The following is a 16405-nucleotide window of genomic DNA, read 5'->3' on the forward strand; positions in this document are numbered from 1 at the left end:
ATCAGGCTTTCGCCCATTGTCCAATATTCCCCACTGCTGCCTCCCGTAGGAGTCTGGGCCGTGTCTCAGTCCCAGTGTGGCTGGTCATTCTCTCAAACCAGCTACCGATCGTAGTCTTGGTAGGCCATTACCCTACCAACAAACTAATCGGACATGGGCTCATCCAATAGCGGCCGAAGCCTTTCCCCCGTAGGGCGTATGCGGTATTAGCCCGAGTTTCCCCGGGTTTTCCCCCACTACTGGGCAGATTCCCATGCATTACTCACCCGTCCGCCACTCGTCGCCTGGAAGCAAGCTTCCATCGTTACCGTTCGACTTGCATGTGTTAAGCATACCGCCAGCGTTCAATCTGAGCCAGGATCAAACTCTTCAGTTTAAAGTACCAGTTGCTTATGGCAACAAATCTTTAATAATGAAAAGATGAGCCTATCGAAATTAAAAATTTCGTAGGTCACTTATCATCAGTATTTTTGCGACTGCAAAACTTACCAATGCAAGCACCCACACGTATTGCTTGATCTAGAATTTTTAAAGAGCCTGGCGTCTGTTGTTACTGCTTGTCAGCCAGAAGAGGAGCGAATTATACGCACTTTCGGGATGGGGTCAATACTAATTTCCGAGTTTTTTAAGAATCTATGACTATTAAGATTAAGCCATTGATTTTTATTAAAATAAAAGCAATTTAACTGGTGTAAATTCAACACGTAAATAAAACTTATGCTTCGTATAACACAAAGATGAAATATTTCAGCCATCAGCCAGCGACTTACTACACATCAAGACGCCTTAAGCTCACCTTGGCAAATTTGCGTTTGCCGACTTGATAGACATGATTGCTGTCTAACGCTACTTCATGCTTGGGGTCTGCAACACGCTCGCCGTCAATTTTCACGGCGTTCTGCTTAATCATACGCATCGCTTCTGAGGTGCTTGCGGTTAGCCCTGCTGCCTTTAATAAGGTGGCGATCGGCATAGCGGTATCACTAGACAAAACCAATACCGGTATATCATCCGGTATTGCGCCCTGCTTGAAGCGTGTCTCAAAATCAGCCAAAGCTGACTCGGCTGCCGCCTGATTGTGAAAACGTGCGACCATTTCTTGCGCAAGCGATACCTTTATGTTGCGCGGATTGGCTTCGCCTGACTCAGCCTTACGCTTTAGCTTTGCCACTTCACCGCTCGGCATATCGGACAACAGATCAAAATAATCCCACATCAGCTCATCGGATACTGACATGAGCTTGCCAAACATTTCGTTGGGTGGCTCATTAATAGCAATGTGGTTGCCTAATGACTTGGACATCTTTTGCACGCCATCCAAACCGACCAGCAAGGGCATGGTAATCACCACCTGTGGTGACTGACCAACTTGTTTTTGCAACTCACGTCCGACCAGCAAATTGAATTTTTGATCGGTGCCACCCAACTCAACATCAGCTTCTAGCTCGACCGAATCTTGCCCTTGCACCAAGGGGTAGATGAATTCATGAATGGCGATAGCCTGACCACTCTGGTAGCGCTTACTGAAATCGTCACGCTCGAGCATACGCGCAACGGTTTGACGCGAGGCCAACATAATCATATCGGCTGCGCTTTTTTTGTCCATCCACTCAGAGTTAAAGCGCACCTGTGTTTTATCTCGATCCAATACTTTAAACACTTGGTCGGTATAACTCTTGGCATTTTCAATCACTTGCTCTCGCGTAAGGGGTTTACGCATGATACTTTTGCCTGTGGGATCGCCAATCATGCCGGTGAAATCACCAATGAGAAAGGTCACTTCATGACCCAGATTCTGAAACTGCCGTAGTTTTCGTAATAGAACGGTATGGCCAAGGTGTAAATCTGGCGCAGTGGGGTCAAACCCCGCCTTAATACGCAAAGGTCGACCGAGCTTGAGTTTGTCAACAAGCTCACCACGTACCAATACTTCTGCAACTCCACGCTCTATTAGTTGTAGCGCATTATTCAAAGACATCAGGGGCACCACTAAATTAAAGGTCAAAAAGGGTTTATGTGTGTATTTTTAAGCCAATGGCGCAAAATGTGCATTTTTTCACACTTTATTTATGCCAAAATGCCAAAAATAGGCTCAATAGCATTGACGCGTTAAGGGCATAACGCTATTTTAACGCACGCGAGACACTTACTGTTGGGGGACAGGACAATTTCCGAAAATAAATCACACCTTAAATGGAGCGGCAGTGCTGCCGCTAACCCAGATATGCTAAAACATCTTCCTCATTGGTTATTATTTACCGTCGGTGTCTGCGCGCTCGGCTTGGCTCTGGTACTCTCACCTAATGAAGCGGTAAGCCGCAGTGATAACACTCGAGACTTTGCAACATCGCTCAACATTCCCGGCCAAAGCACCGACACTAAACTGATCTCGCTGACGTTCCCTGTCAAGCCAAAAGCTGCGCCAACAGCAAATACGCTGGTCGCAAGCCGTACCAACGAAACTGATACAAATGTCGCCGCACCAAGTGATCTTACAGAAAAATCCCAGATTACAACCACCATTGATACCGAAGCGGGTTTGGCTGACGATACAGCAGCGATAATAGTCGCTAGCATTAATCCTAATACCGCACTGGTTGAAACCGAGATTGCTGACATCGCCAGCGACACTGCGCCTAACGGCACCACACTTTCTGACACAATCGAAAATACAGATAGTGACATTAGCACCTTAATTCAACCTGGCACTACACAAGATTCCAGCCTCAAGCCTATCAAAGTCAAAAATGGCGATAACCTGGCCTTAATTCTTGACCGTATGGGCGTTAGTCCGCGCCAGGTCTACGACCTCGTTTCTGTTGGCGAAAAAACCTATCCACTAACGCGCTTGCATCCTGGCGACGTCATCAACATCAATGTCGATGCAAACGGTGAGTTAAAACACCTTAAGTATGAACTCGACCACGAGCGAACACTGGATGTTCGCAAACAACTTGGCGCGTTTGATGCGCTGATCATTTATCACGATTTAGAGCGCCACGTAAAATCGAGCACGGGCACTATTCAATCTTCGTTGTTTCTTGCAGCCAAGAGAGCCGGCTTATCGACTAACCTCACCATGGAACTAGCCAGCATTTTCGGCTGGGATATTGATTTTGCGCTCGATATTCGTACCGGAGATCGCTTCACCGTACTGTATGAAGAAGTCTTTCGTGAAGGTAAAAAAATTCGTGATGGCAACATCATCGCTGCCGAGTTTATCAACCGAGGCAAAATCCATCGTGCCTTTCGCTACACTGATAGTGAAAATCATACTGCCTATTACACGCCAGAAGGCAGATCGCTACGTTCTACCTTTTTGCGTACGCCAATCGAATTTGCCCGTGTTAGCTCCAAGTTCAACCTGAAACGTAGGCACCCTGTATTAAATCGTATACGCGCGCATAAAGGTGTCGACTATGCGGCGCCGACTGGCACCGCGATTCGCGCCACTGCTGATGGCAAAGTTACCTTCCGCGGCACTAAAGGTGGTTATGGCAGAACTGTCGTATTGCAACACGGCAGCAAATATACAACCTTGTATGCGCATTTATCCAACTATAAACGCGGCGTCACCTCAGGCAAAACAGTTAAACAAGGTGCTATTATTGGTTATGTTGGTAAAACGGGTTTAGCTACTGGCCCTCATTTGCATTATGAGTTCCGCGTCAACGGCGTACATCGCAACCCATTGACGGTTAAACTACCTGGCGCAGCACCAATAAAAAAATCCTATCTGGCTGATTTCCAACAGTCAGCTCAATCTTTAGTCGCTCAGCTTGACGAGCTAAGTGAAACTGCTGTCGCCAGCGTCGACAATTAACACCAAGAAACCACGCACAACATCTGTTGCTAGCGCCCACGAAGCTCATGGCAAGTTCTTATTATATTGGTCTAATGTCTGGCACCAGCGTCGACGGTATCGATGCAGCACTAATTAATATCGATCACGGTAAGTCAAAGCTAAACTGCATTGCTACCTATTCAACACCTTTTGCAGCACCAATAAGAGACAAAATCTTGGCTGCATGTACTAGCAGGCCAAGCCACGCTAATCAAGTATTCGAGCTAGACCAACAACTGGCACAATGCTACGCAGATGCCGTACTGCAACTACTGCAAGGTACCAAACAAACGTATGCTGATATTGCTGCCATTGGCAATCATGGCCAAACTATCAATCATGCGCCTGGCGCAACACCACCTTTTAGCCTTCAAGTTGGCAATGCTCATAGGCTAGCCGACCTTACCAAGATTCCAGTTGTCAGCGATTTTCGTAGCGCCGACCTTGCCGCTGGCGGCCAAGGTGCACCTCTGACTCCGGCATTTCATGATTACATTTTTCATAACCGAGAAGAAAACCGTGTTGTCGCCAACCTTGGCGGCATTGCCAATATCTCTATTCTGCCAAAAGAGAGTAACACTGCTGTCATTGGCTTTGATACCGGGCCTGCCAATGGTTTGATGGATTGCTGGGTTGAACAACACCATGACACACGCTATGACCATAACGGAGAATGGGCCGCGAGCGGAAAAATAGATCAGGACTTGCTGCTAACTATGTTGGCAGACGCCTATTTTCAGTTAGCACCACCCAAAAGCACCGGGCGCGAGATGTTCAATTCAACGTGGTTGCGCAATATACTTAACTCGCCAGGAGGACATCGCAAGCACAACAAGATAAAAAGCCAAGATGTTCAGGCAACACTATGTGAATTAACAGCAATAACTCTAGCCAATGCGATTAAACGCTATGCGTCCAACAGTACACGACTAATCTTATGTGGTGGTGGCACACACAACACAACGCTAGTACGCCAACTTCAACAACACTTGCCCAGCCTAACTATCGACAGTAGCGACAAGTTTGGTATCGATCCAAGTTATGTCGAGGCCATTGCCTTTGCCTGGTTAGCCGATCGACATCTCAACAAACTGTGTGGGAATCTACCAAGTGCAACTGGCGCAACCAAAGAAGTAGTATTAGGCAGGCTCACTCATCCGAGTAAGCCAGAATCAATTATTAGGGGTGCGCTAAACTGAAAAAGAGGAACCACAACCACAGGTAGTGGTTGCATTAGGATTACGGATAATGAAATGCTCACCATCAATACCGGTCTTATAATCGATTTCGGCACCAACGAGATATTGCATACTCATCGGGTCGATTAACAGGCTAACACCAATGTTCTCGACCTCGGTATCACCCTCATTCATCGCTTCATCAAAGGTGAATCCGTACTGAAAACCCGAGCAACCGCCACCGCTGATAAAAACCCGCAGTTTTAAGGCATCATTGCCTTCTTCTGCAATCAACTGTTTGACTTTGGTCGCTGCATTGTCGGTAAAGACAAGTGGTGTTTCTTGACTGGCTTCTAGATTGATCTCGGGGGCATCCACAGCATAAACCTCTCTTACTATTGACTTAAAATACGATACCCGACTAAATTAGTCAAGTATTGGCCGCACTACGAACCTTGGAGATTTTTAGGGAAGGATGGCGATACCTTCAAGGCCACAGGTCTCATTAAAATCAAACATGATATTCATGTTTTGCACTGCTTGCCCCGCCGCACCTTTAACTAAATTATCAATGACTGAAGTCACTACCACCACATCGCCATCCTGAGGACGGTAAACTGATATACGACAGCAATTGGAACCGCGCACTGAGCGCGTTTCTGCACTGACACCCGACGGCAATACGTCAACAAACGGCTCATCAATATAATAATCTTCATACAGCTCTTGCAAATCAACCTCATCAACAACCAAGCCCGCATACAAGGTGGCATGAATACCGCGAATCATCGGCGTTAAATGCGGCACAAAAGTCAATCTAATTGGATTGTCGCTGACCGTACCAAGGCCTTGCCTGATTTCTGGCAAGTGACGATGGCCATCAACGTTATAGGCCTTCATGTTCTCACTGGCTTCGGTCAATAAGGTTGGCAGTGCTGCCTTGCGGCCAGCACCACTGATACCTGACTTAACATCAGCAATTAAATGTTCAGCATCGACCAAGCCCTGTTCTATAAGGGGCAGAAAACCCAGCTGCACCGAGGTGGGATAACAGCCCGGGTTTGCGATCAGGCGAGCATCAACAATCTGCTCACGATTAATCTCAGGCAAACCGTAAACAGCTTCATCGAGCAAATCAGGACAAGCGTGTTCCATCTTGTACCAATGCTGCCACTCATCGGCATCTTGCAAACGAAAGTCAGCAGCAAGATCAATCACCTTGACGCCCGCATCTAATAACTCTGGCACCATTGTCATGGCAATACCATTTGGCGTCGCAAAAAACACAAGGTCACATTCAGTTAAGTCGTCCAGGTCTGGTGCGATAAAACGAAGATCGATATGACCACGCAGATTGGTAAAGAGATCTATTACAGGTCGACCTGCCTCGCTTCTCGACGTAACCACTGTGATTTCAACGCCAGGGTGTGCTAACAATAAGCGTAGCAACTCAACGCCGGTATAACCCGTTGCACCAACAACACCGACCTTGATTATTTCAGACATGGCGACTCACCTTAATAGAAATTGAACTACTAGGGAACGCGGGTGTTAATAACTAACTGATTACCACTACTGCCAACCTTAACACCTTCAAGGGTACCTTGCAGGTCGCCGCTAGCAGCAATGGCATCACCAGATTTCGACACGCGCGCAGTCAACACCACATCGCTCACTGTAGACAAACGCATTGCCGGTATCATGGCCATACTGTCATCCAGAGCAAACGTTAACGGCAATTCTGCTAACGTCGCACGCATAGCAGCAAGCGGCACTTTGGCTTCTTTAGCGGCGCCTTCAGCCGCTACAGCAAAAATGAAGATTACGGCATCAGCAGTCAACTCTGCTTTAAGTTCATCGGCAATTGTAATAGTACCAGTCACCCGACCCTGACCAGGTGATAAGCGTGCCTTATCAGTATTCGCCTTAACATTCGCCAACATTGTCTCAACTTGCTTGATGTTATCAAACATTGTTGTTGCCGACTCTGTGTCAGATGGCATCAAGCCTAACAAACGTCGCCATGGCACCAGTGCTGCTTCAAGGTCGCCCGCTTCAAAAGCCGCTGTACCAAACAACCACAAGGCTTTTTCATTATTCGGGTCTAGCTCGATGGCTTTACGTAACAAGCTGACAGGCTCGCCCTGCATATTGCCACCACGAGCCATGGCGGTTGCATCGCTTAAGTCGGCAAAAAATTGCGCATCTGGCGTGGTAAATTTTTCTGCTTCTTTGAAAGCACCGACTGCTTGCGGGAATTCACCCAACATCAAATGGGCACGTGCCAACACTGTCCAGGTTTCGCCATCATCAGGAGTATCTGTAACAGCTTTTCTTAAATCTTGAACAATTTCTTTTAATTGGTCCTGAGTTTGAAACTGCAAACTGCTTGCAGAAATTTCTTCGTCATCACTCAACGATTTCGGCGCCCCTAACTCAAAATAGAGAAACCCCGCAAATAACGGTAGAAACAAAGCAATGACAAGTGCAGTAGTCGAACTGTTCGCAACTGACTTGCGTTGATCGTCTGGTACTGCAACATCTTGCAATAAACCTGCTTCAATTTCCTGCTTAGCTTGCTCGAACTCTGTCTGGTTTATCAGGCCATTAACAAGGTCATTATCCAGCTCTTGCAATTGATCACGATAAACCGTGACATTCAGCCCTTGGCGCGAAATGTCCTCTTTGCCGCGTACGCGCAACAAAGGCGGCAATAAAATCCATAACGCCACCACGGTAAATACCGCGGCGACGACACCAAATACGATCATTGTTTATGCTCTCCGTCATTTAATAGTGCTTGAGCACGACGATGATCCTCTGCCGAAATCTCAACCGCAGCAACCGCACGGCGCTTTTTAAAAGCATTAAAAACCAATATAAAGCCTAAGAATAGTAAAATAAAAGGCCCGCCCCAAAGTAAATAGTTTTGCGGCTTTAATGGCGGATCATACAAAATAAAATCGCCAAAACGCTGGACGAAAAAATCTTCAATTTCTTGGTCGCTCATACCGTCTTGCATCATTTCACGAATCTGTTGACGCAAATCGACTGCAAAGGGAGCATGAGAGCCGGCAAGGGACTCGTTCTGGCATTTCAAACAACGCATATCTGTCGTCAGTTCAATCATTCGCTGCTCGATAATAGGATCTTCAGCCATAGGCTGTGCCTCTTTACCATAAACGGAAAACGACAAACAAAAGAGCAGGGGAAATAATACAATCCAGTGATTACGCATTAGCCTTGAATCTCTTCAATTAATGGGGCAAAGTCTTTCACCCAAACATCGCCTGTTATCGGCCCCACGTGCCGATGACGAATAATACCTGCTTTATCAATAACAAAGGTCTCAGGCGCGCCATAAACACCAAAGTCGGTGCCAACACGACCATTTTCGTCATAGCCACTGGCAACATAAGGGTTACCCAGTATTGTCAAAAAACGTTTGGCATTAAAACGTTTGTCCTGTCCGGCAGGGTCGCCATCCTGCGGCACATCTTTAGTATTCAAACCATAAATAGGAATGGCGCCACTTTTTGCTATTTCCATAAACAGCGGATGCTCATCCCGACAAGCAGCACACCAGGAAGCCCACACATTCAACAAATAAGCTTTACCCTTAAGGTCGCTGGAAGATAAAGTCTTATTCTCATCCACAACCGTTGCCAGGCTAAACTCAGGCACAGGCTTGCCGATTAACGCAGAAGGAACAATGGTCACATTCTTGGCATTGAATAAGCCAAATATCAGTAAAACCATTAAGCAAGCAAAAGCCGCTAACGGAATCAAGTGTTTCGCTTTCACGCTTTAGACTCGAACGACACTGCACCCTCAGTCGCTGTGTCAGCAGGATGCGGAGGCATTTTATCTTGCGCCAATTTATCTTTCGCTGGCGCCTCTTTTTTAACCCGTATACGATAACGACGATCACTCACCGCAAGAAAACCACCCAAGGCCATGAGTCCTGCACCACCCCATAGCCACACGATAAATGGCTTATAGTAAACACGAACGCTCCAGGCGCCACCACTCACCGGCTCACCCAATGACACATATAAATCACGTAATAAGTTGGTATGAATTGCTGCCTCGGTCATCGGCATGGTCTGCACCGTATAGACGCGTTTTTCCGGGTGCAATTCGCGCACAGGCTCACCCTCATCATTCAAGACCTGGATAATGCCACGCTTGGCAACATAATTTGGCCCTTGCACATCCACTACGCCATCGAAGCGAAAGACATAACCGCGTGCCTCGACGGTATCGCCGATATCCATGCGCACATCACGCTCGACTTCATAATAGGTCACCATGGTAACGCCAATAATCGAGGCGGCAAAACCAATATGGGCAATCTGCTGGCCCCAATAGGATCGGCCTAAAGCCGCGATGCGCTTAACGAAAGAAGCTTCGTGAGTACGCTTGGCCAGGCGAGTCCAAATACCATAAGCTGCTGTTGAGAATATCCAGAACGACAATAACAAGCCAAAGCTGGCGCCTAGTGAAAAGCCATCCAGGGTGAAGGGTAAAAATAAGGCCACAACAAAACTCACTAATGCAGCAATCTTGACGCGCTGAGCCAACTCTATCGCTGAATCGCTTTTCCAGCGCATCAATGGCCCCAGACCCATGACCACGACAGCTGCCGCCATCAATGGCACAAATATCGCGTTAAAAAACGGTGGCCCCACAGACACTTTATAACCAAAGGCATCGCCAATTAACGGGTATAACGTACCCAAAAGGATGGCCCCGGCTGCGACAACCATAACAATGTTATTAGCTAATAAACTGGTCTCACGCGAAACAATGTCAAATTTTCCGCCCAACCCTACTGAGCCAGCACGCCAGGCATAAAGCAACAATGACGCGGTCATAATAACGCCAAGAAAACTAACCACGTAAATACCGCGAGTCGGATCAACTGCAAAAGCATGCACCGATACCAAGACGCCAGAGCGTACCAGGAAAGTACCTAATAAGCTTAATGAGAAAGCAAAAATTGCCAGCAAAATAGTCCAGCTTTTGAAGCTGCCACGCTTCTCCGTCACCGCAAGTGAATGAATCAAGGCCGTACCCACTAACCATGGCATAAAAGAGGCATTTTCTACTGGATCCCAAAACCACCAGCCACCCCAGCCTAACTCGTAATAGGCCCACCAACTGCCTAAAGCAATACCAATGGTCAGAAACGCCCAAGCAATCGTCGCCCATGGCCGCGACCAACGCACCCAGGTCACATCCAGGCGGCCGCTAATTAACGCTGAGATAGCAAAGGCAAACACTACAGAGAAGCCAACATAGCCCATATAGAGCATGGGCGGATGGATGATTAAACCGAAATCTTGCAATAAGGGGTTGAGATCTCGCCCCTCAAGAGCCGCCGGAAACAAACGCTCAAAGGGGTTTGAGGTAAACAAAATAAACAGCAAGAAGCCAACAGAAATGATCCCTAATACGGCCAACACTTGCGCAACCGTCTCATCGGGTAATTGACGGCTCCAGATTGATACGGCCAAAGACCAACCTGACAGCATCAACATCCATAACAACAAGGAGCCTTCATGGCCACCCCACACAGCGGCAAGCTTATACTGCATCGGCATCAAAGAATTAGAATGCTCAGCAACATAGCGAATGGAAAAATCATCGCCCGCAAAGCCCCAGGCCAGACAAATAAAAGAGATCAAAACAAAACAAAACTGGGCCTTGGTTGCAGGCCGGGCAAATGCAATCCAGGATAATTTGCCTTGATGCGCGCCTACCAGAGGAATAACACTCTGCGCCAGCACAATACCCAGCGCCAATATTAATGAATAGTGACCAATCTCAGGCAATAAGCTCTCTGCACCCATAAGAAATTCCTTAAATTATTGTTATTTACAGACCGAAAAACGGCCGCAACCCAATACTGAGCTAAAACACTAAGCTGCGTTACTGAACCAAACTGGAACTGCTTGGCATTTCACCTTTGGCCATTTCCAAAACCTCAGCCACCTGTGGTGACATGTAGGTTTCATCATGTTTCGCCAACACTTCTGATGCCGTAAAGTGACCGTTACTGTCGAGCTTGCCCTGCGCAACTATTCCCTGTCCTTCACGAAACAGGTCAGGCAATATGCCAGTATAAGTCACCGGCACGCGTTGGGCATTATCAGTGACATAAAAATGCACTGTCAAGCCATCATCTTCGCGCCGTAAACTGCCGTCTTCGACCAAACCACCCAAACGAAATGAGCGCCCTTCGGGTGCTTCAGCTGCTGCGATTTGCGATGGGCTAAAGAAAAACACTAAATTGCCTTGAAAGGCATTTAAAACTAATGCCACGACAATACCAAGTCCGGCAAGACCAGCAAAGATAATCACGGTTCGCTTTTGTCTAGCTTTCATCATTCACTCCAGAATTCATACGGTTGATACGACTTAGACGCTGTAAAATAGTTCGCCCACGCCGACTCAATAAAATCACTTCAATCAAAATAAACAAGGCAAAGACGCCATATGAACCCCATACATACCAAGCACGACCACCCATAGCAAAAAATTCAACCATCTGCTTAACCCTCCTTAGCGGCGAGATCAGCAACCCAAGAGGCATGACGCTCACGCTCAAGAATCTCACAGCGGACACGCTTAAGCACCATCGCAATGGTGTATAACCAAGCGGCGATTGCCAAAATAAACATAGCAGACGCTGTCGCCGCAGGCATGGTCGGTGCGTTAGTCAAAGTCACTGATGGCGCTTGATGCAGGGAATTCCACCAAATCACTGAGAAATAGATGATCGGTACATTAAAAGCACCAACAATCGCCAATAAGCCACTGGCGCGAGCTGACCGGCGTGGATCCTCAATTGAGGCTTGCAAAGCAATATAACCTAAATACATAAACATCAAAATCAGTTGCGTAGTCAAACGCGCATCCCAAACCCAGTAAGCACCCCAAATCGGCTTACCCCATAAGGCGCCCGTCCACAAGGCAAGAAAACAAAATATAGCGCCGGTTGGTGCCAAGGCCGTCGCCATCATGGTTGATAAGCGTGAATTCCAGATTAAGCCAATAATCGCCCAAAAGGCCATGGCCAGGTAGATGATCATCGACATCCAGGCGGCCGGCACATGGATAAAGATAATGCGATAAGCCTCCCCCTGCTGATAATCCGTTGGCGCAACGAAGAACCCTATATATAAGCCGATCAGCGCCAATATTCCAGCAGGAATGGCAAACCAGGGGATCATCTTGCCTGCCAGCGGGTAAAAGCTGGCAGGCGAGGCATACTTGAACCAATTAATTCTCATGGCAATTAATCTTCATAACAACTTAATGTTGATAACAACTTGGAACCCGCTATTCTATCGAAATTCGTAGGGCTGATGCTATAGTCCAGGGCGATAAAATGAGCGCTAATACCAACATTGCCCCTAATAAAGAGAAATGTGCCTCGACAGGCAGCCCAGCAGCGGCATCACCGACCACTGATGCACCAAAAATCAGTACTGGCACAAATAGGGGTAAAACCAAAAGCGAAATCAATACACCGCCTCCGCGCAACCCCAGGGTCAGCGCCGCACCGACAGCGCCTAATAAACTTAAAGTCGGCGTGCCAATTAATAAGGTTGCCATTATCAGCAACGTGCTCTGACCATCAAGACCATACTGCAAGGCTAATAATGGCGAAATAATCACCAGCGGCAGCCCTGCTATCAACCAATGGGCAGCTACCTTAGCAAAGACAATGACGGGCAACGGATGATGCGAAATCACCATTTGTTCCAGCGTGCCATCAGCGTAATCACCGCTAAACAAACGCTCCAATGACAGCAAGGAAGCCAATAAAGCAGCCACCCAAATCACTCCTGGCCCCATAACCCGCAACAAGTCCGTGTCAGGCCCTACGGCCAAGGGAAATAAACTGACCACAATGACGAAGAAAAATACCGTCATCAACATATCAGCACGATTGCGCAAACCTAGCGTCAGGTCACGCAGCAGCAGGGTACGAAAAATAGCCAACACTTTCTATCTATACTCTATCAAGGGTGATTTCACGAACGTAGCCACTATCAAGCGGCACTGCCTGATGCGTGGTCAATAAGGCCATACCACCTGTTTGCAAATGCGCTTCGATCAGATTAGCAAGCATCTGTACTGCTTTAGCATCTAGCGCGTTAAACGGCTCGTCCAGAACCCACAGTTTAGCTTTGCTGAGTAACAAACGACACAGACCAACGCGTCGATGCTGACCCTGTGATAATTGTTTTACCAAAACATCCTCAAAACCGCGTAAGCCGATTTTTGCCAATGCCTCCCACAACGCCTCGTCAGTCAAACCTGATGCCAGCAGCGCGTTATCGATACGCAGGTTTTCGATACAGCTGAGGTCGCCCTTAACACCGTCTAAATGGCCGAGATAAAGCAAATCTTGCAGGTAATCATCACGCTGTTGCTGCACTGGCTTGCCTTGCCAGAGAATGTCACCTGAAATAGGCAATAACAGACTAGCAATAATACGCAGCAGGCTGGTCTTACCCGCACCATTACGGCCACGAATATGCAATAGTTGGCCGGGGTCGAGCACAAAGCTCAAGCCATTGAGTAATTGTCGATCGCCGCGTTCACAAAACAGGCCATTGACTTGCAACATAGCGTGTCACCAGCAAGGAAAATGGGGCGAATTATACCTGATGCAAGACCTGAAAGGTCTTAGTCAAGAACCGATGAGACAAATTAAGGAATCTCTGCTTAAGAGATCTTTGCACACTATTGAGAAAAGAGCCCCCACACCACTAGGGGTGTTAACAATTACCTTCGTTAGCGTGATTGTGAGTCATTTTTCGTGCTGGCGAGGCGCACTGAGGCGTAATAGTTGTTCTATTATAACGAAGTGCAACGCTGCCAGCGCGGAAAAGAGCCACAATCTCGTCACGAACAGTAATTGTTAACACTCCCTAGGGTGCCGGCAAATTAAACAGGCACGATCAAATCATGAATTAGGATGTGACCGGATCCGTTTGTATTTTGGCTGGGGGACTAGGATTCGAACCTAGGTTGGCGGAGTCAGAGTCCACAGTCCTACCACTAGACGATCCCCCAATATGCAAAAAGGCACCCCCGTATACACGGGGGTGCCTTCAGGTAATTCATTAATACTACTAAATGAATTAACGTTTTGAGAACTGTGGTTTCTTACGTGCTTTACGCAAACCGACTTTCTTGCGCTCTACTTTTCGTGCATCACGCGTAATAAAGCCCGCTTTACGCAATGGTGAATGAAACGTTTCATCGTATTGGGCTAAAGCACGAGCAATACCGTGACGAATGGCGCCAGCCTGACCACTACCACCACCACCTTTAACCAAGACGTTAACATCAATGCTATCAGCAACGTTAACAGTCTCTAGCGGCTGACGCACAATCATACGTGCAGTCTGACGACCAAAATAAATATCCAATGGGCGCTTGTTAACAGTAATCTCACCCTTGCCAGGCTTAATTGATACACGCGCACTCGACGTCTTGCGGCGTCCGGTATAAAACTGGGTTTGTTGTGCCATGTTCAGTGTCTCTGCTTAATATCTTGGGTTAGATTCAGGAGGTTATATTTCAAGTGGTAAAGGCTGTTGCGCACTATGTTGATGCTCTGGGCCTGCGTAAACCTTGAGCTTTTTCATCATAGCGCGTCCTAATGGGTTACGTGGCAACATACCTTTAACAGCCTTAATAATAATCTGCTCTGGTGCTTTTTTCTGTAAATCAGCAAAGTTAATAGTCTTGAGGCTGCCAATATAGCCCGTGTGATGCTGATAAAGCTTGTTTTTAGCCTTACTACCAGTCACTTCTATTTTTTCAGCATTGACCACAACGATATAGTCGCCGGTGTCGACATGCGGGGTGAACTCAGCTTTATGCTTGCCGCGCAGACGACGAGCAATCTCAGTAGCCATGCGGCCTAAAACCTTACCACTGGCATCAATAACGAACCAGTCACGCGTTACGGTCTCTGACTTTGCACTAAACGTTTTCATTAACTTATCCGAAGGAGGGATGTCCAAAAAGGTGGCGAATGGTAGCCCAGATCCCAGTCAATTACAAGAGCTGATCAACTACGCCCCTCGGGGCACAATGTATTCAAATCTGTAAGCGTGCTACTGGACGGTCGTTTAACAAGTGTTCGTCAATAATCTCATCAACATCCTCATTGTCAACGAACGTATACCAAGTCTCACCAGGATAAATAACCATGACCGGGCCTAAATCACAGCGATCCAGGCAACCTGCTGTATTAATACGCACTTTCCCCTGGCCAGACAAACCTAACTCTTTGATTCGTTTTTTGGCATGCTCGCGCGCCTCGCCAGCATTGCTATCCTGACAACAGGCTCTGCCATCTTTACGCTGATTGGTGCAAAAAAAGACATGATGTGTGTAAAAGCTCATACGGCTTGCTCTATAAAATAGTCTCTAGCACTCAAATGGTGCTAGCCAGTATACTCTGCCAAACCCATAAACTGTCTACCAACTCATGTCTTGTCAGCGCCATTACTCACGTTTAGATCAATTTCTCTGCGAAGCCGGAAATCTCTTGGCGACAACGAGTTCTTGGCAAGCTAAGGCAAAAACACCTGACACCACGCGCCGTGCTAACCCTGCCGCTGAAATTAGTGAAAATTCGCTGGGCGAGCATGAAAAGAAACTGTCCGCTGCATTAATGCGGGTCAACCATGCGGGGGAGGTTGCTGCTCAAGGCTTGTATCTTGGCCAATCACTCAGCGCTAAATCGAGCGCCACCAAACAACAAATGCGTGATGCCGCGGCCGAAGAAGGTGATCACCTGGATTGGTGTGCACAACGTCTTAACGAACTTGGCAGCCACACTAGCTATCTCAATCCACTTTGGCATACTGGCTCGATAATGATTGGCGTTATCACAGGTCAGGCGGGAGATCGCTTAAGCTATGGCTTTGTTGAAGAAACCGAGCAGCAGGTGATGAAGCACTTGCAAGAGCATTTAGCTGAGCTACCGGCACAAGATGAAAAAAGCCGCGCCATACTGCAACAAATGCAACATGACGAGGCCGAACATGCGGCGGCGGCACGCGCATCAGGGGCTGAAGAGCTGCCCAATGCCGTTAAAAAATTGATGGCGCTTTCAGCAAAATTGATGACTGTCAGCGCACGCTATATTTGACGAGCCTGAGCTGGCACAAACCCATTAAGACTCTGCTTCATTCGTACTTGGTGCTAATGGCGGATGATAGATAATCTGTACCTTGTTTGAATCAGGATCTAAGCAATAGCAACTATGCGCGCCATCTCGATGTGCTTTAGGTTTGGCTACAATCGGCACATCATTCCCCACCAAAAACTTAAACCATTCAGTCAC

Annotated in this window: 18 protein-coding genes, 1 tRNA gene and 1 rRNA gene; 3 read left to right on the top strand and 17 right to left on the bottom strand. The window is 47.4% G+C overall.

Annotated features, from left to right (window positions below; genetic code table 11):
- A 16S ribosomal RNA gene (locus JKY90_02650) occupies positions 1–376 on the bottom strand; the annotation flags it as partial.
- 393 nt (positions 377–769) lie between these two features.
- Entirely contained in the window at positions 770–1978 is a 1209-nt protein-coding gene (locus JKY90_02655; GenBank protein MBL4851168.1) for a tyrosine--tRNA ligase, read from the bottom strand.
- Positions 1979–2224: 246 nt separating this feature from the next.
- Between JKY90_02655 and JKY90_02660 the strand changes: the two genes are divergently transcribed.
- Both JKY90_02660 and JKY90_02665 read left to right on the top strand, forming a co-directional pair.
- Complete coding sequence (locus JKY90_02660; GenBank protein ID MBL4851169.1) at positions 2225–3823, top strand: peptidoglycan DD-metalloendopeptidase family protein; 1599 nt, start codon at positions 2225–2227, stop codon at positions 3821–3823.
- 74 nt (positions 3824–3897) lie between these two features.
- Positions 3898–5043: an anhydro-N-acetylmuramic acid kinase gene (locus tag JKY90_02665; GenBank protein MBL4851170.1), complete on the top strand. Its 1146-nt coding sequence runs from the start codon at positions 3898–3900 to the stop codon at positions 5041–5043.
- Here the strand turns inward: JKY90_02665 and erpA are convergent.
- The 15 genes from erpA to JKY90_02740 all read right to left on the bottom strand — a co-directional run bounded on the left by erpA (position 5035) and on the right by JKY90_02740 (position 15459).
- Entirely contained in the window at positions 5035–5400 is a 366-nt protein-coding gene (erpA, locus tag JKY90_02670; protein MBL4851171.1) for an iron-sulfur cluster insertion protein ErpA, read from the bottom strand. The two genes, JKY90_02665 and erpA, sit on opposite strands and share 9 nt — an antisense overlap.
- Before the next feature lie 87 nt (positions 5401–5487).
- On the bottom strand, positions 5488–6528 hold the full coding sequence (locus JKY90_02675) for an N-acetyl-gamma-glutamyl-phosphate reductase (GenBank protein MBL4851172.1): 1041 nt from the start codon (positions 6526–6528) through the stop codon (positions 5488–5490).
- Positions 6529–6557: 29 nt separating this feature from the next.
- Positions 6558–7793, bottom strand: coding sequence for a c-type cytochrome biogenesis protein CcmI (ccmI, locus tag JKY90_02680; protein MBL4851173.1), 1236 nt, complete (start codon positions 7791–7793; stop codon positions 6558–6560).
- Positions 7790–8260, bottom strand: coding sequence for a cytochrome c-type biogenesis protein CcmH (locus tag JKY90_02685; protein MBL4851174.1), 471 nt, complete (start codon positions 8258–8260; stop codon positions 7790–7792). The genes ccmI and JKY90_02685 overlap by 4 nt, the downstream gene beginning before the upstream one ends.
- Complete coding sequence (locus tag JKY90_02690) at positions 8260–8826, bottom strand: DsbE family thiol:disulfide interchange protein (GenBank protein MBL4851175.1); 567 nt, start codon at positions 8824–8826, stop codon at positions 8260–8262. Before JKY90_02690 ends, JKY90_02685 begins: the two co-directional genes overlap by 1 nt.
- Positions 8823–10877, bottom strand: a complete 2055-nt coding sequence (locus tag JKY90_02695) for a heme lyase CcmF/NrfE family subunit (protein MBL4851176.1) — start codon at positions 10875–10877, stop codon at positions 8823–8825. The genes JKY90_02690 and JKY90_02695 overlap by 4 nt, the downstream gene beginning before the upstream one ends.
- A 79-nt stretch (positions 10878–10956) precedes the next feature.
- Positions 10957–11412 carry a cytochrome c maturation protein CcmE gene (gene ccmE, locus JKY90_02700; protein ID MBL4851177.1) on the bottom strand — a complete coding sequence of 152 codons (456 nt, stop codon included), beginning with the start codon at positions 11410–11412 and terminating at the stop codon, positions 10957–10959.
- A complete protein-coding gene (gene ccmD, locus JKY90_02705) occupies positions 11402–11575 on the bottom strand; it encodes a heme exporter protein CcmD (GenBank protein MBL4851178.1) in 174 nt (57 codons plus the stop codon). Before ccmD ends, ccmE begins: the two co-directional genes overlap by 11 nt.
- Before the next feature lie 4 nt (positions 11576–11579).
- Positions 11580–12320, bottom strand: a complete 741-nt coding sequence (gene ccsA, locus JKY90_02710; GenBank protein ID MBL4851179.1) for a cytochrome c biogenesis protein CcsA — start codon at positions 12318–12320, stop codon at positions 11580–11582.
- Positions 12321–12369: 49 nt separating this feature from the next.
- On the bottom strand, positions 12370–13038 hold the full coding sequence (ccmB, locus tag JKY90_02715; GenBank protein MBL4851180.1) for a heme exporter protein CcmB: 669 nt from the start codon (positions 13036–13038) through the stop codon (positions 12370–12372).
- 7 nt (positions 13039–13045) lie between these two features.
- Complete coding sequence (gene ccmA / locus JKY90_02720) at positions 13046–13666, bottom strand: cytochrome c biogenesis heme-transporting ATPase CcmA (GenBank protein ID MBL4851181.1); 621 nt, start codon at positions 13664–13666, stop codon at positions 13046–13048.
- A gap of 375 nt (positions 13667–14041) precedes the next feature.
- A tRNA-Gln gene (locus JKY90_02725) sits at positions 14042–14115 on the bottom strand.
- Between the two features lie 68 nt (positions 14116–14183).
- Positions 14184–14576, bottom strand: a complete 393-nt coding sequence (rpsI, locus tag JKY90_02730) for a 30S ribosomal protein S9 (protein ID MBL4851182.1) — start codon at positions 14574–14576, stop codon at positions 14184–14186.
- A 42-nt stretch (positions 14577–14618) separates the two neighbouring features.
- Positions 14619–15047, bottom strand: a complete 429-nt coding sequence (rplM, locus tag JKY90_02735) for a 50S ribosomal protein L13 (protein MBL4851183.1) — start codon at positions 15045–15047, stop codon at positions 14619–14621.
- Positions 15048–15150: 103 nt separating this feature from the next.
- On the bottom strand, positions 15151–15459 hold the full coding sequence (locus tag JKY90_02740; GenBank protein MBL4851184.1) for a (2Fe-2S) ferredoxin domain-containing protein: 309 nt from the start codon (positions 15457–15459) through the stop codon (positions 15151–15153).
- An 85-nt stretch (positions 15460–15544) separates the two neighbouring features.
- Here JKY90_02740 and coq7 point away from each other — a divergent pair, with 85 nt between their 5' ends.
- Entirely contained in the window at positions 15545–16210 is a 666-nt protein-coding gene (gene coq7 / locus JKY90_02745; GenBank protein ID MBL4851185.1) for a 2-polyprenyl-3-methyl-6-methoxy-1,4-benzoquinone monooxygenase, read from the top strand.
- The last annotated feature ends 195 nt before the right edge of the window (positions 16211–16405 follow it).

The organism is Gammaproteobacteria bacterium (assembly GCA_016765075.1).
Classification (GTDB): Bacteria; Pseudomonadota; Gammaproteobacteria.